The sequence below is a fragment of the Candidatus Pantoea communis genome (assembly GCF_011752685.1).
Lineage (GTDB): Bacteria > Pseudomonadota > Gammaproteobacteria > Enterobacterales > Enterobacteriaceae > Pantoea > Pantoea communis.
In genome coordinates this window covers 20,156-42,886 of record NZ_VWXC01000029.1, presented here as the reverse complement: position 1 = coordinate 42,886, position 22,731 = coordinate 20,156, and the positions used below count along the sequence as shown (strand labels likewise).

Genomic DNA, 22,731 nt, shown 5'->3' with positions numbered 1-22,731 from the left:
GCCTCTTTGCAATTATGATCAGCTTATTAACAAGTTACAGATCGGTTTTAACAAGCCCGTCAAGATAGCGTTCTGCATCCAGCGCCGCCATACAGCCGGTGCCGGCAGACGTGATCGCCTGGCGATAAATATGATCCATCACGTCACCCGCCGCAAACACGCCAGGAATGCTGGTCTGGGTCGCATTGCCCTGCAGACCGGACTGCACTTTGATATAGCCGTTTTCCAGCGCCAGCTGGCCGTCGAAAATGGCAGTATTCGGGCTATGACCAATCGCCACAAACAGCCCGGCAACATCCAGCGTTTCCGGCTCTTCACCTTTGGTGGAAAGCAGTTTCACACCGGTGACACCCATCTGATCGCCGACCACTTCTTCCAGTGTGCGATCGGTGTGCAATACGATGTTGCCGTTGCGCACTTTATCCATCAGACGATCGATCAGGATTTTTTCCGCACGGAAGCTATCACGACGGTGAATCAAATGGACTTTCGCCGCGATATTTGCCAGGTAAAGGGCCTCTTCCACCGCGGTATTACCGCCACCAATCACCGCGACTTCTTGATTGCGATAAAAGAAACCGTCACAGGTCGCACAGGCGGAAACGCCTTTGCCTTTGAACGCTTCTTCAGAGGGCAGGCCGAGATAACGTGCGGAGGCGCCAGTAGCAATGATCAGCGCGTCAGCGGTGTATTCGCCACTGTCCCCCGTTAAACGGAACGGGCGATTCTGCAAATCTACTGTATGAATATGGTCGAAAATAATTTCGGTGTTGAATTTCTCGGCATGCTCTTGCATACGTTCCATCAACGCCGGGCCTGTCAGATCGTTCGGATCGCCTGGCCAATTCTCCACTTCAGTTGTGGTGGTGAGCTGACCGCCTTTTTCCAGCCCGGTAATCAATACCGGATTCAGGTTAGCGCGGGCGGCATAGACTGCCGCAGTATATCCGGCAGGGCCGGAGCCTAAAATGAGCAGCTTACTGTGTTTGGCCGTACTCATGCGTTCCTCAGTTTTTTGCGACAACATAGTTTTTGATTGTAGGGAAATTAGCGCAGCAAAAAAAGGTTTCAGCAATTTTGATAACAATCGCTGCAAGCGGCGTAGTCGATGAGTGCAAATTCTGCACGTCGATTGCGCCAAAAGGGGGGCAATGCTCGGCAAATTCTGGTGCAGCAGCATAAAAATTCTCATTTAAAAACAGCAACCCAGAACTCTATCTGGCATCTTGTACTGAATTTGGATGTTTTACTTTGACAATCGCCTGCTGTTTTGCGAAAACATTACCAGAAGCGGAGAATATTTAGCGGTTCAAAACAGAATATCATTTCTGTTTTGCACGTTTTTGCCGGATAAACTCAGTCTGACATTGGTAATGACGCATGATGTGGACAGACAACATGCGTCATACGGATGGAAGCGTTACTGCACAGACTTATCGTCTTCACTTCAGTAAGGCCCTGAACAATGAGCGTTTTCAGGGTGTGGCAGGTAAAGGGAAGGAATTAAGAGAGACAATAATAATGGTAGACAATAAGAAACGCCCCGGAAAAGATCTGGACCGTATCGACAGAAACATTCTGAATGAATTGCAAAAAGACGGCCGTATTTCTAATGTTGAGCTTTCAAAACGTGTTGGCTTATCACCTACGCCGTGTCTTGAGCGTGTGCGTCGACTGGAACGTCAGGGCTTCATTTTGGGTTACACCGCACAACTGAACCCACATTATCTGGATGCTTCACTGCTGGTATTCGTTGAGATTACTCTGAATCGTGGTGCGCCAGATGTGTTTGAACAATTTAACGCCGCTGTACAAAAACTTGAGGAAACTCAAGAGTGTCACCTCGTTTCCGGTGACTTTGACTACCTGTTGAAAACCCGTGTACCGGACATGTCCGCCTACCGTAAGCTTTTGGGTGAAACCTTGCTGCGCCTGCCGGGCGTTAACGACACCCGTACTTACGTGGTGATGGAAGAGGTCAAACAGAGCAATCGTCTGGTGATCAAAACCCGGTAATGCAGGGCAGGTGCAAAACTTGCAGGAATTCGGTACACTCCTGTGAATTCATACAGGACCAGCGTCGGGCTTGCCCGGCGCTGTTGCCTTCTTAATTTACAGGCACCTGGAGAGTTCTCTTGAGCCAGGAATATACAGAAGATAAAGACGTTTCGTTACAACCGCTGAGCAGTGGACGCAGGCTGCTGGAAGCGTTGCTCATCCTTGTGGCCCTGTTCGCCATCTATTTGATGGTGTCGCTGGTTAGCTTCAACCCTTCCGATCCCAGCTGGTCGCAGACCGCCTGGCATGAACCGATCCATAATTTGGGCGGCAGTGTCGGCGCATGGCTGGCGGATACCCTTTTATTCATTTTCGGCGTGATGGCGTATGCCATTCCTCCGGTCATCATTGGCTTGTGCTGGATTACGTTCCGTCAGCGCGATCGCCAGGATTACATCGATTACTTTGCGGTGGGCTTACGCCTGATTGGCGTACTGGCGCTGGTGGTGACCACTTGCGGTTTGGCCGCGCTGAACGTCGACGACATCTGGTACTTTGCTTCGGGCGGTGTGATTGGCAGCCTCGTCAGTAATGCGATGGCACCCTGGTTTAGTTCTGCCGGCGGTACTTTAACGCTGATCTGCGTCTGGGCGGCAGGCATAACCCTGTACACAGGCTGGTCGTGGCTGACGATCGCCGAAAAAATCGGGAGCGTGGTGATGGGCGTGCTGACCTTCGCCAGCAACCGCTCTCGTCATGACGAACCCTGGCAGGAAGAAGATGAGTACGAAGAAGAGGAAGAGCATGCCGAACATGCTGCGCCTCAACTGCGTGCTGCGCAATCGCATGATGACGATGATGACGTTCTACTGGCTAAGCCGCGTAAGGTGGCTGAGCCTATCGCCGAACAGCTGCCGGATGATCCTCTGCTAGCCAAAGCCAGTGCCGCGACAGCTGCAGCCATTGCTGTGACCGCCGAAGCAGCACACCAGGCGCCAGTTGTGCCTTCCCCCGTGTTCAATGCACCAGCCGAAGCGGCACCTGTTGTTCATACCCCGGAAGTGCGAGCGGCAGAAGCACCTGTTGCGGTACCGCCTGCGCCTGAACCGGTTATTCAACCCGCACCGCCGCTGTATCGCTTTGAAGTTCCGGGCGAACCTGCACCTTCAGCGTTTTCACCCGTTGATGACGATGAAGGGCCACGCATGGGGAACTGGCAGGATGCCGCTCAATCATCTGCTTCTCTGAACACTGCGGCAGCCGCAGCAGTGGGGGCAGCTGCAGCGAAAACGGCTTCTGCGTATACACCCGCTTTCGATGTGGTGCCGGAGCGCGATTACAACCCGCAGGTGAAGCAGGGTATTGGCCCTGAATTGCCGCGTCCGAACAAAGTTAAACTGCCAACACGTCGTGAACTGGCTTCTTACGGCATTAAGTTGCCGTCACAGCGTATGGCTGAAGACAAAGCGCGAGAAGAAGCCGAACAGCAACTGCCTGAAATGACTGCGACCTATCATGAACCGTTACAGGATCATGAAGAGGATGCCGCGTTGCAGGAAGCACACCTGCGCGAAGCGTTTGCGTCTCAGCAACAGCAGCGCTATGCAGAGACCGGACAGCATCAAGTCGAAGAAGATGAAGAGGCTTTACATCAGGCGCAGTTGGCTAATCAGTTTGCCGCTCAGCAGCAACAACGCTATCAGCAATCTGATACCCATGAAGGCCCAGTATTTAACCTTGATACTTCATCAGCCTTTGATTTTTCGCCGATGAAAGATTTGGTTGATGACGGCCCAAGCGAGCCATTGTTTACCATCGCTGCCACGCCTGAGCCGGAAGCGCCTGCGCAATGGCAGCAGCCTGTCGCACCGCAACCTGAAGCGCCTGCGCAGTGGCAGCAGCCTGCCGCACCGCAATCTGAAGCACCTGCGCAGTGGCAACAACCTGCAGCACCGCAGCCGGAAGCCATGCCATCGCTGAATGAGCACAATAGCCCATGGTCATCGCCCGAGACCGAAAGCTATGCTGCGCCAGCAGAAGCGCCTCAACCGCTCGCACCTGCGCAAGATAGCCTGTTCCATCCGTTCCTGGTTCGTCATGAACGTCCGCTGGAAAAGCCTTCTACGCCGCTGCCGACGCTTGATTTGCTGACCTCTCCGCCTTCGGAAGAGGAACCGGTGGATATGTTCGCGCTTGAGCAGACAGCACGTCTGGTTGAAGCGCGTCTGGCCGATTATCGTGTGAAGGCTGAGGTGGTGGGCATCTCGCCTGGCCCGGTTATCACCCGCTTTGAGCTGGATCTTGCTCCTGGCGTGAAAGCCGCACGTATCTCTAACCTGTCGCGCGATTTGGCCCGTTCGCTCTCTGCCGTCGCGGTGCGTGTAGTGGAAGTGATTCCAGGCAAACCTTACGTCGGCCTGGAATTACCGAACAAACATCGCCAAACCGTGTATCTGCGCGAAGTGCTGGATTGCGACAAGTTCCGTGATAACCCGTCACCGCTGTCAGTGGTGCTGGGGAAAGACATTTCGGGCCAGCCGGTGGTGGCCGATCTGGCGAAGATGCCGCACCTGCTGGTTGCCGGTACGACCGGTTCCGGTAAGTCGGTTGGTGTGAACACCATGATCATCAGCATGCTGTATAAAGCCACACCAGAAGAAGTGCGCTTTATCATGATCGATCCGAAAATGCTGGAGCTCTCCGTCTACGAAGGCATTCCGCATTTGCTGACTGAGGTGGTCACCGACATGAAAGATGCAGCGAACGCGCTGCGCTGGAGTGTGGGTGAGATGGAACGCCGCTATAAGCTGATGTCTGCGCTGGGCGTGCGTAATCTTGCCGGTTACAACGAGAAAATTGAGCAGGCTGCTGCCATGGGGCGTCCAATTCCAGACCCGTTCTGGAAGCCGGGTGACAGCATGGACACCACGCCGCCAGTGCTGGAAAAACTGCCGTATATCGTGGTGCTGGTCGATGAATTCGCCGATCTGATGATGGCGGTGGGTAAGAAAGTTGAAGAGTTGATTGCTCGTCTGGCACAGAAAGCGCGTGCGGCGGGTATTCACCTGGTGCTGGCAACCCAGCGTCCGTCGGTGGATGTGATTACCGGCTTGATCAAAGCCAACATCCCAACGCGTATCGCCTTTACGGTGTCCAGTAAAATTGACTCACGCACCATTCTTGATCAAGGCGGCGCGGAATCACTGCTGGGGATGGGTGACATGCTTTATATGCCGCCTAACTCCTCAATGCCGGTGCGTGTCCACGGTGCCTTCGTGCGCGATCAGGAAGTGCATGCGGTGGTGCAGGACTGGAAAGCACGTGGACGTCCGCAATACATCGACAGCATTACCGCGGGTGAAGAGAGCGAGAGCACAGCGGGCGGTCTTGATGGTGATGAAGAGCTTGATCCGCTGTTCGATCAGGCGGTCTCATTTGTGGTCGAGAAACGTCGCGCCTCTATCTCCGGTGTGCAGCGTCAGTTCCGTATTGGTTACAACCGTGCAGCGCGCATCATTGAACAGATGGAAGCGCAGGGTATTGTCTCTGAACCGGGCCATAATGGTAACCGCGAGGTGCTATCACCGCCGCCGCACGAGATGTAATCTAGCGCACGCCATGACTTACTTCTGGGCCAGTTAACACTGGCCCGTTGTTTATCTGCAGAACGATCCCCATATCGTTGGGAGCTTTCGGCTTTTTCTTCTGTCGAACAGACAGAGCGGCAACTACGTTTAATGCAGTAAGTGTCGGGAAACCATGAATAAGGAATCGAATCAGATGAAATTACGCGTTATTGCCTGCGGCCTGCTGGCCGGTTTTGTTTCTTCGTCGGTATTGGCGGATGCGTCGAGCGATTTGCAGCAGCGTCTGAACAAAGTAAACAGCTTCCATGCCAGCTTTAGCCAGAAAGTGACAGATGGCAGCGGTGCAAATGTACAGGATGGTGAAGGTGAGCTGTGGGTTAAACGCCCAAGCTTATTCAACTGGCATATGACCGCGCCAGACGAAAGCGTGATTATCTCCGACGGTAAAAACCTGTGGTTCTATAATCCGTTTGTCGAGCAAGCCAGCGTTAGCCTGCTGCAGAACGCCACCAGCAATACGCCGTTTATGCTGATTGCCCGAAATCAGCCAAGCGACTGGCAGCAGTACAACATCAAGCAGCAGGGTGATAATTTCGAACTGACACCAAAAAGTAGCGATGGCAACCTGAAGCAATTCACCATCAACGTCTCTGCATCCGGAACCATCAACAAATTCAGTGCGATTGAGCAAGATGGTCAACACAGTGATTATCAGCTGAAAAGCCAGAAAAACGGTGCGATCAGCCCAGATAAGTTCACCTTTACACCGCCAAAAGGGGTAACGGTGGACGATCAACGTCAGTGAGGTCGCGGTGAGTAACCTGTCCCTGGATTTCGCCTCTTCAAATGAGTTTCAGCCGCTGGCCGCGCGTATGCGGCCAGCCACATTGCAGCAGTATATCGGGCAACAGCATCTGCTGGCGGCGGGTAAACCGCTGCCGCGCGCGATTGAAGCCGGGCATCTGCACTCAATGATTTTGTGGGGGCCGCCAGGAACAGGGAAAACAACGCTGGCAGAGATTATTGCGCACTATGGCAAGGCGGATGTTGAGCGAATTTCTGCCGTGACATCTGGCGTGAAAGAGATCCGTGAAGCCATCGAGCGCGCCCGGCAGAATCGTCAACTGGGCCGCCGTACCATCCTATTTGTGGATGAGGTGCATCGTTTTAATAAAAGCCAGCAGGATGCATTCCTGCCCCATATTGAAGATGGCACCATCACCTTTATCGGTGCGACCACCGAGAATCCATCTTTTGAACTCAACTCTGCACTGCTATCGCGTGCTCGCGTCTATCTGCTGAAATCGCTCACCACGGAAGATATTGAACAGGTGCTCACCCAGGCGATGGAGGACAGTGCGCGAGGGTATGGAAATAGCGACATTCTGCTCCCAGAAAACACCCGGTGCATGATTGCTGAATTGGTTAACGGCGATGCGCGTCGTGCACTGAATACGCTGGAAATGATGGCGGATATGGCAGAGAGCAACGCGCAAGGTCAGCGTGAACTGACGCCTCAGCTGTTAAATGAAGTATCCGGCGAAAGAGCGGCGCGCTTTGATAACAAAGGCGACCGTTTTTATGATCTGATTTCGGCGCTGCATAAATCCGTGCGCGGTTCAGCACCGGATGCCGCCCTGTATTGGTATGCCCGCATTATTACGGCCGGCGGCGACCCGTTATATGTTGCACGCCGTTTACTGGCGATCGCTTCTGAAGATGTGGGCAACGCCGATCCGCGCGGCATGCAGGTCGCTATCTCAGCGTGGGATTGTTTCACTCGCGTCGGGCCTGCAGAAGGTGAGCGCGCCATAGCCCAGGCGATCGTCTATCTGGCCTGCGCGCCCAAAAGTAATGCGGTTTACACGGCGTTCAAGGCGGCCATGCGCGACGCACGAGAATTCCCGGATTACGATGTGCCAGAGCACCTGCGCAATGCTCCCACTAAATTAATGAAAGAGATGGGGCTGGGCAAAGAATATCGTTATGCACATGACGAACCCAATGCTTACGCGGCCGGAGAGGTGTTCTTCCCGCCTGAAATGGCGCAAACGCGCTATTATCAACCCACCAATCGCGGGCTTGAAGGGAAAATCGGCGAAAAACTCGCCTGGTTGGCTGAACAGGATCAAAATAGCCCGATAAAACGCTACCGCTGATAAACGCCTTACGGTAAGGTGAGCAAGTATTTCAATGCATTCCAGTGGGATGCATCCCTTCATTCGTTCAACCAACCTTAATTACACAGGATAAGCATGCTCGATCCCAATCTGCTGCGTAATGAGCCAGACGCAGTCGCTGAAAAACTGGCACGCCGAGGATTCAAACTGGATGTGGAAACGCTGCGCTCGCTCGAAGAGCGTCGTAAAGTACTGCAGGTAGAAACTGAAAATCTGCAGGCAGAGCGTAATTCCCGATCCAAATCCATCGGTCAGGCCAAAGCGCGTGGGGAAGACATCGAGCCACTGCGTCAGGAAGTGAACGTGCTGGGCGAACGCCTGGATGCGGCCAAGGTGGAGCTGGATACACTGCAAAATACCATCCGCGATTTTGCGCTCTCGCTGCCTAACCTGCCGGTCGATGAAGTGCCGCTGGGTAAAGATGATACTGAGAATCAGGAAGTCAGCCGCTGGGGTCAGCCCCGTCAGTTCGATTTCCCGGTCAAAGACCACGTTGAGTTAGGTGAAGCGGTTAAAGGCCTGGATTTCGCTGCCGCGGTGAAACTGACCGGTTCACGCTTTATCGTGATGCAGGGTCAAATCGCTCGCCTGCACCGTGCGCTTAGCCAGTTCATGATTGATCTGCATACTCAGCAGCACGGGTATCTGGAAACCTACGTGCCGTATCTGGTTAACCATGAGACGCTGTTTGGTACGGGTCAATTACCTAAGTTTGGTGAAGACCTGTTCCACACCAAGCCTTTGGGTGAAGAAGCAGGCAGCAGCAACTACGCACTGATCCCGACGGCGGAAGTGCCGCTGACCAATCTGGTGCGTGACGAGATCGTGGAAGAAGAAAATCTGCCGATCAAACTCACCGCCCACACGCCGTGCTTCCGCTCTGAAGCAGGTTCTTACGGACGCGACACGCGTGGTCTGATTCGTATGCACCAGTTCGACAAAGTTGAGATGGTGCACATTGTTGCGCCTGAGACTTCAATGGACGCACTGGAAGAGTTGGTTGGTCACGCTGAGAAAGTCCTGCAGTTGCTGAACCTGCCGTACCGTAAGGTGCTGCTGTGTACTGGTGATATGGGCTTTGGTTCCGCCAAAACCTACGATCTGGAAGTGTGGCTGCCGGCGCAGGATACCTATCGTGAGATCTCCTCTTGTTCCAACATGTGGGATTTCCAGGCGCGTCGTATGCAGGCTCGTTGCCGCAGTAAAACCGACAAGAAGCCTCGCCTGGTGCATACGCTGAACGGTTCAGGCCTGGCAGTTGGACGTACATTGGTGGCGGTGCTGGAAAACTACCAGCAGGCTGACGGCCGTATCGAAGTACCAGAAGTGCTACGCCCTTATATGGGCGGATTGGAAATCATTGGTTAATCGCTGGTTTCCGACAATAAAACCCGGCAATGCCGGGTTTTTTATTTTCAGGAGCGAGCGATTATTTTTTAGTAAGAATTAATCAGAAATAAACGTTATCGTCAGCAACCTCGCTTAAAACACTAAAATCCATAAATTCATGAAGATAGCAATGAGTTATGGTGATGATGTATCTCCTCTAAGCTGCTGAAGATAAAAATAATAAATTGTTCAGCAGCAAATTGTGCTGTGGTGATTTTTTGCCCGTTGACTTTAAAATAGCGAATGGCAAACTGCGCGCAATTATCTCCATTTCTTTGGTTTTTAATCCCTATGTCTACCTGGTCGCGCCCCGTCGTGTTGCTGCTTTGCGGCTTAATGCTCATGACGGTGTCTATTGCTGTGCTTAATACGCTGGTACCGCTTTGGCTTACTCACGATCAACTGCCGACATGGCAGGTGGGTATGGCCAGCTCAGCCTATTACACCGGGAATCTGCTGGGGACATTGCTCGCAGGCTGGTTAATCAACCGCTATGGCTTTAATCGCTGTTTCTATCTGGCCAGCGCCCTGTTTGCCGTCGCAACTATGGGAATGGTGTTATTAGAAGGCTTCTACAGCTGGACTGCGCTGCGTTTTGTTGCGGGTGTCGGTTGTGCACTGATCTGGGTGGTGGTGGAGAGTGCGTTGCTGTGCAGCGGTACAGTGCGTAATCGCGGTCAACTGTTGGCTGCCTATATGATTATCTATTATCTGGGCACGGTGGCAGGCCAGTTGCTGGTGAGCCGCGTTTCGACTGAACTTCTGCATGTCATTCCATGGGTCACCGCGCTGATCGTCTGTGCCGTGCTGCCGGTGGTCTTTCTGCGTGTTAATGCCAGCTCAGCGACTGAAGAGGCTTCTACCGGTCGCATCTGGACCATGTTGCGCCGTCGCAGCTCACGTCTGGGCATCAACGGCTGCATTATTTCCGGTATCGTACTGGGTTCACTGTATGGTCTGATGCCGTTGTATCTGTCGCATCGGGGAATGAGTGATGCCAACGTCGGATACTGGATGGCGCTGCTGGTGAGTTCGGGCATTGTCGGTCAGTGGCCGGTGGGCCGTCTAGCCGACCGCTTTGGCCGTCTGATGGTGTTGCGCGTTCAGGTGTTTGTGGTGATTCTGGGTGCGATTGCCATGTTGGGCGATACTGCCATGGCGCCTGCGCTGTTTGTGCTGGGTCTGGCTGGCTTCACGCTCTATCCAGTGGCGATGTCATGGGCTTGTGAAACCGTTGCTCATCATGAACTGGTTGCCATGAATCAGGCGCTGTTGTTTAGCTACACCATAGGCAGCCTGGTCGGGCCGGGTATGACATCGATGCTGATGCAAAATTACTCTGACCGTTTGCTGTTTGTGATGATAGCCGCTGTGGCACTGGTCTATCTGGTGATGCTGCTGCGTAAAGCTGACCAGCATGCCACGCCAATTGCACATGCATAATATCTGAATGAACAAATGAAAAAAGGGAGCGGTAAGCTCCCTTTTTTGTCAGTACATCACTTCGTGACCATATCCTGCCAGAATATTTTTGACCCGTTCCATGGTCTCTTTACTGGGTGGTTTTACCCCATCCAGTTTGTACTCTTCACCCATGGCAATCCATTTATGCTTGCCCAGTTCATGGTAGGGCAGTAGCTCAATCTTCTCGACGTTCTCCATATCCCTCGTAAATTCGCCGAGGCGATGGGCAGAGTCATCATCATCGGAATAGCCAGGAACCACGACAAAGCGAATCCAGGTACGTTTGCCTTTCTTCTGCAGATAGCGCGCGAAGTCGAGGGTGCGGTGATTAGAGACGCCAACCAGAATCTGGTGCACATCATCATTGATTTGTTTTAGGTCGAGCATCACCAGATCGGTGGCATCCAGCAGTTCGTCGATCACTGGATCGTAACGACGTACAAAGCCGTTGGTATCCAGGCAGGTGTGAATGCCTTCTGCCTTACAGGCACGGAACCAATCACGCACAAACTCGGCTTGTAAGATCGCTTCCCCACCTGATGCTGTTACTCCTCCGCCAGAGGCATTCATAAAGTGACGATACGACAGTGCATCTTTCATCAGGTCGTCCACCGTGACTTCTTTGCCACCGTGGGTGTCCCAGGTGTCGCGATTATGGCAGTAGAGGCAGCGCATCAGGCAGCCCTGGAAGAAGGTGATAAAACGGATGCCGGGACCGTCAACGGTGCCGCAGGATTCAAATGAGTGGATACGACCGATGGTTGACATTGCGATGTATTCTCCGGGTTAGCCTCAACATCAGGCGGCACAATCTGTGTTGTGCTCTTGGATTAAAGTCGATTTTGCCAGGCTGCCAGCGAAAGCAAACTGGCAAAACAGACTTGTGGAGAAAAGGCTCCCGCAGGAGCCTTTACATTTCAGGGAGGATTACAGGGACTGAGTGAACGTACGGGTAATCACATCCTGCTGCTGCTCTTTGGTCAGAGAGTTAAAGCGCACAGCATAACCGGAAACACGAATGGTCAGCTGAGGATATTTCTCCGGATGTTCCATCGCATCCAACAGCATCTCACGGTTCATGACGTTGACGTTAAGATGCTGACCGCCCTCGATATTGGCTTCATGGTGGAAGTAACCATCCATCAGGCCCGCAAGGTTGGTTTTACGCACGTTGTCATCTTTACCCAGTGCATTTGGCACGATGGAGAAGGTATAGGAAATACCATCTTTCGCGTAAGCAAACGGCAGTTTGGCAACAGAGGTCAGTGAGGCAACGGCACCTTTCTGATCGCGACCGTGCATAGGGTTAGCACCTGGACCGAATGGCGCACCTGCACGACGACCGTCAGGGGTGTTACCGGTTTTCTTACCGTACACCACGTTAGAGGTGATGGTCAGCACCGACTGGGTTGGTACCGCATTACGATAGGTTTGCAGTTTCTGAATTTTCTTCATAAAACGTTCAACCAGGTCACACGCCATATCATCGACACGTGAATCGTTGTTACCAAACTGCGGGTACTCGCCTTCAATCTCGAAATCTACGGCCAGACCATCCGCATCACGCACGGTTTTTACTTTGGCATATTTAATGGCAGACAGGGAATCCGCCGCCACTGACAAGCCTGCGATACCACAAGCCATGGTGCGATAGACATCACGGTCATGCAGCGCCATCAGTGAAGCTTCATAGCTGTACTTATCATGCATGTAATGGATGATATTCAATGAGGTGACATACTGTTTAGCCAGCCAATCCATGAAGTGATCCAGACGTGCCATCACAGTGTCGAAATCCAGAATTTCATCAGTGATTGGCGCTTCTTTCGGGCCAACCTGCATTTTGAGTTTTTCGTCCACGCCACCGTTGATTGCATACAGCAGTGTTTTAGCAAGGTTGGCGCGGGCACCGAAGAACTGCATCTGTTTGCCGACAATCATTGGGCTCACACAGCAGGCGATCGCGTAGTCATCGTTATCAAAGTCAGGGCGCATCAGATCGTCATTCTCATACTGCAATGAAGACGTATCGATAGAGACTTTGGCCGCATATTTTTTAAAGTTAACCGGCAGCTTTTCTGACCACAGAATGGTCATGTTAGGTTCCGGTGATGGGCCCATGGTGTACAAGGTATTCAGGAAGCGGAAGGTACTTTTGGTGACTAAAGTACGGCCATCGACACCCATACCGGCCAGAGACTCGGTTGCCCAGATTGGGTCACCTGAGAACAGTTCGTCATATTCTGGAGTGCGCAGGAAACGTACCATACGCAGTTTCATCACCAGGTGGTCAATTAACTCCTGCGCGCCTTCTTCAGTCAGTTTGCCCGCTTTAATATCACGGTCGATATAAACATCGAGGAAGGTGGATACGCGACCGAATGACATCGCGGCGCCATTCTGTGATTTCACCGCGGCCAGATAGCCGAAGTAGGTCCACTGTACAGCCTCTTGCGCTGTGGTAGCGGGCAGAGAAATATCAGAGCCGTATTTGGCAGCCATTTCTTTAATCTGGCCAAGCGCACGGTGTTGCTCGGAGATTTCTTCACGCAGACGGATGGTGGCTTCAAGATTGACACCATTTTCCATATCGCTTTGCAGTGAATTGAACTGCGCCACTTTATCTTTCATCAGATAATCGATGCCGTACAGCGCCACGCGGCGATAGTCACCGATGATACGACCACGACCATAAGCATCTGGCAGACCGGTTAAGACACCGGATTTACGGCAGCGCAAAATATCAGGGGTATAGACATCGAACACACCCTGGTTATGAGTTTTACGATAGTCGGTGAAGACTTTTTTCAGCGCTGGGTCGAGTTCACGGCCATAAACCTTACAAGAGCCCTCAACCATTTTGATGCCGCCAAACGGGATAATGGCGCGTTTCAGTGGAGCTGCAGTCTGCAGACCTACGATGGTCTCCAGCGATTTATTGATATAACCCGCATCATGTGACGTGATGGTAGAAGCCAGGTCGGTATCGAAATCAACCGGTGCATGGGTGCGGTTCTCAATCTTAATACCTTCCAGCACGCTGTCCCACAGTTTAGTGGTGGCGGGTGTGGCGCCTGCGAGGAAAGATTCGTCACCTTCATAGGGGGTGTAGTTTTTCTGGATAAAGTCACGGACGTTGACACCGTTCTGCCATTCGCCGGCGCTAAATCCTTCCCAGGCTGACGCCATTTTTTCGTTAAGTTCGGACATGATATACCTGCCTTATTTAGGGAGACTCTGACGATGACGTGCCCTTGAGCACGCCCGTATCAATTGCTTAGTGAACCGGCTCATCACCACGAAGATAGATGACCCAGTAGGTCAAACCGACTAACAATCCGCCGCCGATAATGTTGCCGATTGTCACGGGAATAAGGTTGTTAACAATAAAGTCGCCAACGCTGAGAGAGGGGAACTGTGCGGCGCTGGAGCCGGCCAGTTGCCAGAATTCCGGGCTGGCGAAGTCGCGAATGACAATGGCCATAGGGATTAAAAACATGTTGGCGATGCTGTGCTCAAACCCGCTGGCAACGAACATCCCGACCGGCAATATCATGGCAAACATTTTGTCAAACAGACTGCGGCCGGAGTAACTCATCCATACGGCCAGGCAAACCATCAGATTAGCTAGTGTGCCGAGGCTAACGGCCTCAATAAACGTGTGATGCATTTTGTGATCGGCGGTTTGCAGGACGTTCAAACCCCACGCGCCGTTGGCAACCATATGTTCACCTGCTAACCAAATCAGCGCGACAAAGAACAGCGCACCAAACAGGTTACCGATATAGACGTTCAGCCAATGTCGGCCGAGTTGCATCCAGGTGATGCGCCCGCTGGCTTTCGCCACCACAATCAAAACCGTCGAAGTGAAAAGGTCCGCGCCACATACCACAACCAGCATCAAACCCAGAGAGAAGCAGATACCGCCAATCAGTTTCGCAATACCGTAGGGCATCGCGCCACTGCCCGTGGTGGCAGTAATGTAGAAAACAAATGCGATAGAAATAAATACGCCAGCAGTGATGGCTAAGAAGAAGGTGGTTAAAGGATGTTTAGTGGCTTTATAGACGCCGGCATCTTCAGCAACTTTCGCCATGGCCGCGGGTAATAATGCATTAAAAGGGTTGTCAGCTTTCACACTAACGCTCTCCTGAAATTGTCTGTAAAGATACTAACAAAGGAGTATAGGTCAGGAATTGATGTGGATCATAAATGGCAGGGAGGTACGGGGTAAGCGAGGCGTTAATTTAGGGGATTTGCATGTAACAATCTGAATTATAACAACTAAAAAATTTTTAATTTATGCAAAATAAGTTTAATGAAGGGTCTTTGAAAGTGACTTAATGTTAATTCAGTTTAATCAATGAAACTGAATTGTTAATTATCAATATTCAATGTTGATTATGACAATTTGAAGCAAAAAAAATGGCACCGTGATTAATCAGTGCCATTTTCAACGTTAGCAAAAATATTGCGCTAAGCGCTCGTGAATATTACTTCGACCAGTAGTTGCGCTTTGCTGCCTGCAGTTTTTCATAGGCGGCCAGCAGGGCCTGATGAGCCGGGAAGGCTTTGAGATCGAGGTCCACTGCCTGCAAGCCGTAGAATGGCGCTTCACCGCTGATCGCTGCAGAAGCGGCATCAACGGCGTCTTCGCCATACATCCGCACAAAGGCACGATGATATTGCAGAGGATCGCGTTCTTCCTCCATGGCGAGCAACAGCAGGGTTTGCAGGCAACGGTAATAGTTGGCGCGTTCAGCGCTGAAGATTGACTGGTTGAACTCCATGGTCCATTCCGTCCAGATCAGAGCCTGATCCAAATCTCCGCCCGCCAATGCCAGCATGGCTTTCAGCTCGCCAATACGTAGGGTGTACCAGCCATTGTCTTTACCTGACGCCAGACCCAGCAGCTCACGGACGCGAGTGAAGTCGTCATGACCTTCTTCATCCAACTGCTCGATGAGGTTCAGATACGCCTCCGGTTCCCACTCACTGGCTGGCAGCGCCAGCAACGTTTCACGCAGCGGCGCGCCCATGCTGTTGTTGGCCAATAACAGGTCTTCTGCCGGATAAATATCTGACATGCCCGGTACGATGATACGGCAGGCGTAAACGCCCAGATGCTCATAATCCGCGATGTAAACCTCTTGATCTTCCGCGCGGAAGATGGCCATCAGCGTATCAAACTCTTCGTGCGTGCTGCCTGAGAAGCTCCAGTCGACGAAAGGATAATCCGCATCGTCTTTGAACATGTCCCAGGAGATTAAACCACTGGAATCGATAAAGTGGGTTTCCAGGTTGGCGTGTTCAGCCACTTCTTCATCATCGAAGGTCGGTGGGGTGAAGACATCCAGATCTTTCAGACCACGGCCCTGAAGAAGCTCAGTAACGGTACGTTCCAGTGCTACGCCAAAGTCCGGATGCGCACCGAATGAAGCGAAGCAGGTGCCGTTGGCCGGGTTAAACAACACTACGCAGATAACCGGGTACTTGCCGCCCAGTGAAGCATCGTAAGAGAAGATCGGGAAACCTTCGGCTTCCAGACGTTCAATCGCCTCAATCACGCCGGGGTAGCGCTGCATCACTTCAGCAGGAATTTCTGGCAGGCTAATTGACTCAGCGATAATGCGGTTTTTAATGTGGCGCTCAAAGACTTCAGACAGGCCTTGTACACGCGCTTCATTCGCGGTGTTACCGGCAGACATGCCGTTAGAAACATACAGGTTGCCGATGATGTTCATCGGGATGTACACCGTCTGCTGGTCGGATTGACGAGTAAATGGCAGGCCGCAGATACCACGTTCAACATTACCTGACTGCAGGTCAATCAGATCTGAGGCGCTCAGACTATCTTCTGGATCGTAAAATTTCTGCAGACGCGCATCCAGAATCCCTGCTGGTAAACTGTCATCGTCAGTCAATGGGAACCACTTCTCATTCGGGTAGTGAACGAAATCGCCGTTGGCGATGGACTGACCGAGCCAGAAATCGGCGAAGAAGTAGTTGGTTGAGAGACGCTCAAAATATTCGCCTAACGCCGAAGCCAGTGCCGCTTTCTTACTGGCACCTTTACCATTGGTAAAGCACAGCGGGCAGTCGCGATCGCGGATATGCACAGACCAGACGTGTGGAACCGGGTTCAGCCAGGAGGCTTCTTCAATGTTGAAGCCCAGGTCCTGCAGTTTGTGCTGGAAACGTGCAATGGAGTCTTCCAGTGCGGCGTCTTTTCCTGGAATAAACGTTTGCGTCATGTTGGCGCTCTCTCAAGTCGATGGGGTGGGCGTAAAGCGCGCAATGATACGGGTTTTGCGCCTGCTTCGCTATTCAGTGGTCTAAATTTATCGCGGTATTGTCACGGCTATTTCATTACCTGGCAGCATTCTGATTTTACTTCGGGAATCTCCCTCACAAAATTCCGTGGCTTATTGCATTTATGACATAAGCTGCGGTGGAGTCCGCCCCGGAATTGTGATCGCTATCGGATTAATGATTGCAGCCATTCGGAGGCAATGATAAAACCGATACGGTATTCATAACCGTTCGATATGACAGTGGTGAGGGGAAATGACGCAGGTTTATAATTTTAGCTCCGGCCCAGCGATGCTGCCGGTAGAAGTGCTCCGTCGTGCAGAACAAGAACTGACAAACTGGCACGGATTAGGCACCTCTGTAATGGAGATCAGCCATCGCAGTAAAGAGTTCATTGCTGTCGCTGAAGCCGCAGAACAGGATTTTCGCGATCTGCTGAAGATCCCATCGAACTACAAAGTTTTATTCTGCCATGGTGGCGCGCGCGCGCAGTTCGCGGCTATTCCAGGTAACCTGCTGGGTGATGCTAAATCCGCTGACTATATTGATGGCGGCTACTGGGCACACAGCGCGATTAAAGAAGCTGAAAAATATTGCACCCCGAACACCATCGACGTCAAAACCACGCTTAACGGTAAACGTGCTTTGTTACCGATGCGTGAATGGCAGTTGAACGATGATGCTGCCTATGTGCATTTCTGCCCGAATGAAACCATTGATGGCATCGCAATCGATGAAGAGCCTGACTTTGGTGACAAAGTGGTGGTGGCTGACCTGTCATCAACCATTATGTCTCGCCCAATCGATGTCAGCCGTTACGGTGTGATCTACGCAGGCGCACAGAAAAACATCGGTCCAGCGGGATTAACGCTGGTGGTGGTGCGTGAAGATCTGCTGGGCAAAGCACAAAGTTATGTGCCGTCTATCCTTGATTACAAGGTGCTGGCTGAAAACGAATCCATGTTCAACACACCGCCGACTTTTGCCTGGTACCTCTCTGGCCTGGTATTCAAATGGCTGAAAGAGAAGGGCGGTGTTGCTGAGATGGATAAGGTCAATCAGGCGAAAGCAGACCTGCTCTATGGGGTCATTGATAACAGCAGCTTCTACCGTAACGATGTTGCCGCTGCGAACCGTTCACGTATGAACGTGCCGTTCCAGCTGGCTGATGCCGCGCTGGATAAAGTGTTCCTGGACGAGTCTCTGCAGGCAGGCCTGCATGCACTGAAAGGACACCGCGTGGTTGGCGGTATGCGTGCGTCGATCTACAATGCGATGCCGCTGGAAGGGGTGAAAGCCCTGACTGAGTTCATGATCGACTTCGAACGTCGTCACGGCTAATTACTCATCATCGGCCAGCCTGGCTGGCCACTGGCCCCGTTAAACAACGGGGTTTTGTCTTTTCTGGAGATTTGGTTTCACATGCAGGACTCCCTGACTCTACAACCGATTGCTCGCGTTGACGGCACGGTAAACTTACCGGGTTCAAAAAGCGTTTCTAACCGCGCATTGTTATTGGCCGCGCTGGCAAACGGCACGACTCGCCTGACCAATTTGCTGGACAGCGATGACGTTAAACACATGCTGAATGCGCTGAAGGCGCTGGGCGTCAATTACACGCTCTCTGCCGATCGTACCGTGTGCGAAGTGGTGGGAAATGCAGGTCCGCTGCACAGTGACCAGGCCCTGGAACTCTTTCTGGGCAACGCCGGTACTGCTATGCGTCCGCTGGCTGCCGCACTGTGCCTGGGTCAACAGTCGATTGTGCTGACTGGCGAACCCCGCATGAAAGAGCGCCCAATTGGTCATCTGGTGGATGCGTTGCGTCAGGGCGGAGCCAAAATTGATTACCTGGAGCAGACGGATTATCCGCCGCTGCGTCTGAACGGCGGGTTTGTAGGTGGCGATGTCAGTGTGGACGGTAGTGTTTCTAGCCAGTTCCTGACAGCATTGCTAATGACCGCTCCGCTGGCACCGAAAGACACTGTGATTACCATCAAAGGTGATCTGGTCTCTAAGCCGTACATTGATATTACACTGCACCTGATGCGTTGTTTTGGTGTCGAAGTCGATAACCAGAACTACCAGCGCTTTGTGGTCAAAGGCCAGCAGCAGTATCAATCTCCGGGCGATTATCTGGTGGAGGGCGATGCCTCATCTGCCTCTTATTTCCTCGCCGCCGCTGCCATTAAAGGTGGAACGGTTCGCGTAACCGGGACTGGCCGTAATAGCGTTCAGGGCGACATCCGTTTTGCCGATGTGCTGGAAAAAATGGGCGCGGTTATTGAATGGGGTGATGACTATATTGCCTGCACACGAGGTTCCCTCTCCGCGATTGATATGGACATGAACCATATTCCTGATGCGGCGATGACCATTGCCACCACGGCGTTGTTCGCGGAAGGCACTACCTTGATGCGTAACATTTACAACTGGCGCGTGAAAGAGACCGACCGTTTAGCGGCGATGGCGACCGAATTGCGCAAAGTGGGTGCGGAAGTAGAAGAAGGTCACGATTTCATTCGTGTCACTCCACCGGCTCAGCTTCAGCATGCGGATATTGGCACTTATAACGATCACCGCATGGCGATGTGCTTTGCGCTGGTGGCGTTATCGGACACGCCTGTCACCATTCTTGATCCTGGCTGCACGGCGAAAACCTTCCCAGATTACTTCCAGCAGTTGGCGAAAATCAGCCAGACCTCTTGATCACGCTACCCGGTACGCTTGTGCCGGGTTTCCTCGCTCTCTTCTGGTCTTGTTGGGCGGAAATTCTTCTGAATCTGTCGAAAATTCTGGCGCTGTCTACGCTAAAGGGTAACTAACCTGACGCGGGCAGCGTATAATGCCGCGCATTCAAACAGCCAAGAAGGCTGATAATAAGCACGCAGCAACAGGAGAGAACAATGACGGCAATCGCCCCGGTAATTACCATTGATGGCCCAAGTGGCGCAGGTAAAGGGACTTTGTGTAAAGCGATGGCGGAGTCATTGCAGTGGCACTTGCTGGATTCTGGTGCCATTTATCGCGTACTTGCATTGGCTGCACTTCATCATCAGGTGGATATTGAATCCGAAGAAGCATTAGTGCCTATGGCCGCTCACCTCGACGTGCGTTTCTTGTCCGTAGAAGGTGAGATGCAGGTCATTTTAGAAGGTGAGGATGTGACCGGTGAAATCCGTACGCAGGAAGTGAGTAATACGGCTTCGCGGGTTGCTGCCTTCCCACGCGTGCGTGAAGCGCTGCTGCGTCGTCAGCGAGCATTCCGTGAAGAGCCGGGCTTAATTGCAGATGGTCGTGATATGGGCACAGTCGTGTTCCCCGATGCACCGGTAAAAATCTTCCTTGATGCAAGTTCGGAAGAGCGTGCTCACCGTCGTATGCTACAGTTGCAGGAGAAGGGCTTTAATGTTAACTTTGATCGCCTTTTATCCGAGATAAAGGAACGCGACGACCGCGATCGTAATCGTGCAATTGCGCCTTTAGTGCCTGCCGCTGATGCTCTGGTGCTGGATTCAACCAGTATGTCCATTGAGCAAGTGATTGAAAAGGCACTTGATTATGCCCGCCACAAGCTGGGCATTTAATCTATTCGGTAACTGAATTGTAGTAACCCTGTACCACGGATCCGGTGCTGGGCATGTGAAACAACCCCATCCGACAATGACGTCAGGTGGACGTTAAATTGAAGAATCCTAAGATTATCAATATGACTGAATCTTTTGCTCAACTATTTGAAGAATCACTGAAAGAAATCGAAACCCGTCCGGGTTCCATCGTTCGTGGCGTTGTTGTCTCTATCGACAAAGACGTAGTCCTGGTTGATGCGGGTCTGAAATCTGAGTCTGCAATCCCTGCAGAGCAGTTCAAGAACGCAGCCGGCGAACTGGAAATCCAGGTTGGCGACGAAGTTGACGTTGCGCTTGACGCAGTTGAAGACGGCTTCGGTGAAACCCTGCTGTCCCGTGAGAAAGCTAAGCGTCACGAAGCTTGGATCACGCTGGAAAAAGCTTACGAAGAAGCTGAAACTGTTACCGGTGTTATCAACGGCAAAGTTAAAGGTGGCTTCACAGTTGAGCTGAACGGTATTCGTGCGTTCCTGCCAGGTTCACTGGTTGACGTTCGTCCGGTTCGCGATACTCTGCACCTGGAAGGCAAAGAGCTTGAGTTCAAAGTGATCAAGCTTGATCAGAAACGTAACAACGTGGTGGTTTCTCGCCGCGCAGTTATCGAATCTGAAAACAGCGCTGAACGCGATCAGCTGCTGGAAAACCTGCAGGAAGGCATGGAAGTTAAAGGTATCGTTAAGAACCTCACTGACTACGGCGCATTCGTGGACCTGGGTGGTGTTGACGGCCTGCTGCACATCACCGATATGGCCTGGAAACGCGTTAAGCATCCAAGCGAAATCGTCAATGTGGGCGACGAAATCACTGTTAAAGTGCTGAAGTTCGACCGCGAGCGTACTCGTGTATCTCTGGGCCTGAAACAGCTGGGCGAAGATCCATGGGTTGCTATCGCTAAGCGTTACCCAGAAGGCACCAAGCTGACTGGCCGTGTAACCAACCTGACTGATTACGGCTGCTTCGTTGAAATCGAAGAAGGCGTTGAAGGTCTGGTACACGTTTCTGAAATGGACTGGACCAACAAAAACATTCACCCATCTAAAGTTGTTAACGTGGGCGATGTTGTTGAAGTTATGGTTCTGGACATCGACGAAGAACGTCGTCGTATCTCCCTGGGTCTGAAGCAGTGCAAAAACAACCCATGGCAGCAGTTCGCTGAGACCCACAACAAAGGCGATCGCGTTGAAGGTAAAATCAAGTCAATCACTGACTTCGGTATCTTCATCGGCCTGGACGGTGGCATCGACGGTCTGGTTCACCTGTCAGACATCTCCTGGAACGCGACTGGCGAAGAAGCCGTTCGTGAGTACAAAAAAGGCGACGAAATCGCTGCAGTTGTACTGCAGGTTGATGCAGAGCGCGAGCGCATCTCTCTGGGCGTGAAGCAGTTGGCTGAAGATCCATTCAACAACTACATCACCCTGAACAAGAAAGGCGCTATCGTTAACGGTAAAGTAACTGCAGTAGACGCTAAAGGTGCTACAGTAGAATTGGCTGATGGCGTTGAAGGTTACCTGCGCGCTTCAGAAGCTTCACTGGACCGTATCGAAGACGCAACTCTGGTTCTGAGTGTTGGTGACGACGTTGAAGCTAAATTCACCGGCGTTGACCGTAAGAACCGCGTTGTAAGCCTGTCTGTTCGTGCTAAAGACCAGGCTGATGAGAAAGAAGCTATCAACACTGTTAACACCAAACAGGAAGAAAGCAACTTCTCTAGCGCTATGGCTGAAGCGTTCAAAGCGGCTAAAGGCGAGTAATCGACCCGAGGCACCGGACGATGTAAGTCGTCCGGTTTCGGTAAAAGCTGTCATACCTTTCCCATTAAGGATTAACCGGAGGTTACATGACCAAGTCAGAACTTATTGAAAGACTTGCTGGACAGCATACTCATATTCCGGCGAAAGTCGTTGAGGATGCAGTTAAAGAGATGCTTGAGCACATGGCCACCACGTTGGCACAGGGCGAGCGCATTGAAATCCGGGGATTCGGCAGCTTTTCTTTGCACTACCGCGCACCGCGCACTGGTCGTAACCCGAAAACGGGTGACAAAGTGGATCTGGAAGGTAAATACGTTCCCCACTTTAAGCCGGGCAAAGAATTGCGTGACCGTGCAAATATCTACGGCTAAGCCGTTACCGAACGACAAAGCGACACCTCCGGGTGTCGTTTTTTTTT

The 22,731-nt window shown here is 52.1% G+C and carries 18 protein-coding genes; 11 read left to right on the top strand and 7 right to left on the bottom strand.

Features of this window, described 5'->3' with window-relative positions:
• Window positions 1–34: 34 nt before the first annotated feature.
• Together trxB and F3J37_RS25510 are read right to left on the bottom strand one after the other, a co-directional pair.
• A complete protein-coding gene (gene trxB / locus F3J37_RS25515) occupies window positions 35–1,000 on the bottom strand; it encodes a thioredoxin-disulfide reductase (protein WP_045834092.1) in 966 nt (321 codons plus the stop codon).
• Between the two features lie 7 nt (window positions 1,001–1,007).
• Window positions 1,008–1,205, bottom strand: coding sequence for a hypothetical protein (locus tag F3J37_RS25510; RefSeq protein WP_166936469.1), 198 nt, complete (start codon window positions 1,203–1,205; stop codon window positions 1,008–1,010).
• 316 nt (window positions 1,206–1,521) lie between these two features.
• Here F3J37_RS25510 and lrp point away from each other — a divergent pair, with 316 nt between their 5' ends.
• The 5 genes from lrp to serS all read left to right on the top strand — a co-directional run bounded on the left by lrp (window position 1,522) and on the right by serS (window position 9,133).
• On the top strand, window positions 1,522–2,016 hold the full coding sequence (lrp, locus tag F3J37_RS25505; RefSeq protein WP_006118610.1) for a leucine-responsive transcriptional regulator Lrp: 495 nt from the start codon (window positions 1,522–1,524) through the stop codon (window positions 2,014–2,016).
• A gap of 119 nt (window positions 2,017–2,135) precedes the next feature.
• Entirely contained in the window at window positions 2,136–5,603 is a 3,468-nt protein-coding gene (locus tag F3J37_RS25500; RefSeq protein ID WP_166936467.1) for a DNA translocase FtsK 4TM domain-containing protein, read from the top strand.
• A gap of 175 nt (window positions 5,604–5,778) precedes the next feature.
• Window positions 5,779–6,390, top strand: coding sequence for an outer membrane lipoprotein periplasmic chaperone LolA (lolA, locus tag F3J37_RS25495; RefSeq protein WP_034820613.1), 612 nt, complete (start codon window positions 5,779–5,781; stop codon window positions 6,388–6,390).
• 7 nt (window positions 6,391–6,397) lie between these two features.
• On the top strand, window positions 6,398–7,744 hold the full coding sequence (locus F3J37_RS25490; RefSeq protein ID WP_166936465.1) for a replication-associated recombination protein A: 1,347 nt from the start codon (window positions 6,398–6,400) through the stop codon (window positions 7,742–7,744).
• A gap of 96 nt (window positions 7,745–7,840) precedes the next feature.
• Window positions 7,841–9,133: a serine--tRNA ligase gene (gene serS / locus F3J37_RS25485; RefSeq protein WP_034820608.1), complete on the top strand. Its 1,293-nt coding sequence runs from the start codon at window positions 7,841–7,843 to the stop codon at window positions 9,131–9,133.
• 137 nt (window positions 9,134–9,270) lie between these two features.
• Here the strand turns inward: serS and F3J37_RS25480 are convergent, their stop codons facing one another.
• Window positions 9,271–9,498, bottom strand: coding sequence for a hypothetical protein (locus F3J37_RS25480; RefSeq protein ID WP_166936440.1), 228 nt, complete (start codon window positions 9,496–9,498; stop codon window positions 9,271–9,273).
• Here F3J37_RS25480 and F3J37_RS25475 point away from each other — a divergent pair.
• Window positions 9,446–10,597: an MFS transporter gene (locus F3J37_RS25475; RefSeq protein ID WP_034820605.1), complete on the top strand. Its 1,152-nt coding sequence runs from the start codon at window positions 9,446–9,448 to the stop codon at window positions 10,595–10,597. The two genes, F3J37_RS25480 and F3J37_RS25475, sit on opposite strands and share 53 nt — an antisense overlap.
• Before the next feature lie 48 nt (window positions 10,598–10,645).
• Here the strand turns inward: F3J37_RS25475 and pflA are convergent, their stop codons facing one another.
• The 4 genes from pflA to ycaO all read right to left on the bottom strand — a co-directional run bounded on the left by pflA (window position 10,646) and on the right by ycaO (window position 16,872).
• On the bottom strand, window positions 10,646–11,386 hold the full coding sequence (gene pflA / locus F3J37_RS25470) for a pyruvate formate lyase 1-activating protein (protein WP_166936463.1): 741 nt from the start codon (window positions 11,384–11,386) through the stop codon (window positions 10,646–10,648).
• A gap of 159 nt (window positions 11,387–11,545) precedes the next feature.
• A complete protein-coding gene (gene pflB, locus F3J37_RS25465; protein WP_166936461.1) occupies window positions 11,546–13,828 on the bottom strand; it encodes a formate C-acetyltransferase in 2,283 nt (760 codons plus the stop codon).
• A gap of 67 nt (window positions 13,829–13,895) precedes the next feature.
• A complete protein-coding gene (gene focA / locus F3J37_RS25460; protein WP_034820596.1) occupies window positions 13,896–14,756 on the bottom strand; it encodes a formate transporter FocA in 861 nt (286 codons plus the stop codon).
• A 355-nt stretch (window positions 14,757–15,111) separates the two neighbouring features.
• Complete coding sequence (gene ycaO / locus F3J37_RS25455) at window positions 15,112–16,872, bottom strand: 30S ribosomal protein S12 methylthiotransferase accessory factor YcaO (RefSeq protein ID WP_166936459.1); 1,761 nt, start codon at window positions 16,870–16,872, stop codon at window positions 15,112–15,114.
• 313 nt (window positions 16,873–17,185) lie between these two features.
• Here ycaO and serC point away from each other — a divergent pair, with 313 nt between their 5' ends.
• The 5 genes from serC to ihfB all read left to right on the top strand — a co-directional run bounded on the left by serC (window position 17,186) and on the right by ihfB (window position 22,684).
• Window positions 17,186–18,271 carry a 3-phosphoserine/phosphohydroxythreonine transaminase gene (serC, locus tag F3J37_RS25450; protein ID WP_034820590.1) on the top strand — a complete coding sequence of 362 codons (1,086 nt, stop codon included), beginning with the start codon at window positions 17,186–17,188 and terminating at the stop codon, window positions 18,269–18,271.
• A gap of 81 nt (window positions 18,272–18,352) precedes the next feature.
• Window positions 18,353–19,639 carry a 3-phosphoshikimate 1-carboxyvinyltransferase gene (gene aroA / locus F3J37_RS25445; RefSeq protein ID WP_166936457.1) on the top strand — a complete coding sequence of 429 codons (1,287 nt, stop codon included), beginning with the start codon at window positions 18,353–18,355 and terminating at the stop codon, window positions 19,637–19,639.
• A gap of 197 nt (window positions 19,640–19,836) precedes the next feature.
• The gene (cmk, locus tag F3J37_RS25440; protein WP_038647821.1) at window positions 19,837–20,517 is read left to right on the top strand and encodes a (d)CMP kinase; all 681 of its coding nucleotides are present in this window, start codon (window positions 19,837–19,839) and stop codon (window positions 20,515–20,517) included.
• A 122-nt stretch (window positions 20,518–20,639) separates the two neighbouring features.
• Window positions 20,640–22,313, top strand: a complete 1,674-nt coding sequence (gene rpsA / locus F3J37_RS25435; protein WP_034820570.1) for a 30S ribosomal protein S1 — start codon at window positions 20,640–20,642, stop codon at window positions 22,311–22,313.
• 86 nt (window positions 22,314–22,399) lie between these two features.
• Window positions 22,400–22,684 carry an integration host factor subunit beta gene (gene ihfB, locus F3J37_RS25430; protein ID WP_003849360.1) on the top strand — a complete coding sequence of 95 codons (285 nt, stop codon included), beginning with the start codon at window positions 22,400–22,402 and terminating at the stop codon, window positions 22,682–22,684.
• The last annotated feature ends 47 nt before the right edge of the window (window positions 22,685–22,731 follow it).

What these genes read in the sequence shown, in the direction of transcription:
- trxB (WP_045834092.1), bottom strand. Translation starts at nt 1,000, where the DNA reads ATGAGTACGGCCAAACACAGTAAGCTGCTCATTTTAGGCTCCGGCCCT.
- lrp (WP_006118610.1), top strand. Translation starts at nt 1,522, where the DNA reads ATGGTAGACAATAAGAAACGCCCCGGAAAAGATCTGGACCGTATCGAC.
- lolA (WP_034820613.1), top strand. Translation starts at nt 5,779, where the DNA reads ATGAAATTACGCGTTATTGCCTGCGGCCTGCTGGCCGGTTTTGTTTCT.
- serS (WP_034820608.1), top strand. Translation starts at nt 7,841, where the DNA reads ATGCTCGATCCCAATCTGCTGCGTAATGAGCCAGACGCAGTCGCTGAA.
- F3J37_RS25475 (WP_034820605.1), top strand. Translation starts at nt 9,446, where the DNA reads ATGTCTACCTGGTCGCGCCCCGTCGTGTTGCTGCTTTGCGGCTTAATG.
- F3J37_RS25480 (WP_166936440.1), bottom strand. Translation starts at nt 9,498, where the DNA reads ATGAGCATTAAGCCGCAAAGCAGCAACACGACGGGGCGCGACCAGGTA.
- pflA (WP_166936463.1), bottom strand. Translation starts at nt 11,386, where the DNA reads ATGTCAACCATCGGTCGTATCCACTCATTTGAATCCTGCGGCACCGTT.
- pflB (WP_166936461.1), bottom strand. Translation starts at nt 13,828, where the DNA reads ATGTCCGAACTTAACGAAAAAATGGCGTCAGCCTGGGAAGGATTTAGC.
- ycaO (WP_166936459.1), bottom strand. Translation starts at nt 16,872, where the DNA reads ATGACGCAAACGTTTATTCCAGGAAAAGACGCCGCACTGGAAGACTCC.
- serC (WP_034820590.1), top strand. Translation starts at nt 17,186, where the DNA reads ATGACGCAGGTTTATAATTTTAGCTCCGGCCCAGCGATGCTGCCGGTA.
- aroA (WP_166936457.1), top strand. Translation starts at nt 18,353, where the DNA reads ATGCAGGACTCCCTGACTCTACAACCGATTGCTCGCGTTGACGGCACG.
- cmk (WP_038647821.1), top strand. Translation starts at nt 19,837, where the DNA reads ATGACGGCAATCGCCCCGGTAATTACCATTGATGGCCCAAGTGGCGCA.
- rpsA (WP_034820570.1), top strand. Translation starts at nt 20,640, where the DNA reads ATGACTGAATCTTTTGCTCAACTATTTGAAGAATCACTGAAAGAAATC.
- ihfB (WP_003849360.1), top strand. Translation starts at nt 22,400, where the DNA reads ATGACCAAGTCAGAACTTATTGAAAGACTTGCTGGACAGCATACTCAT.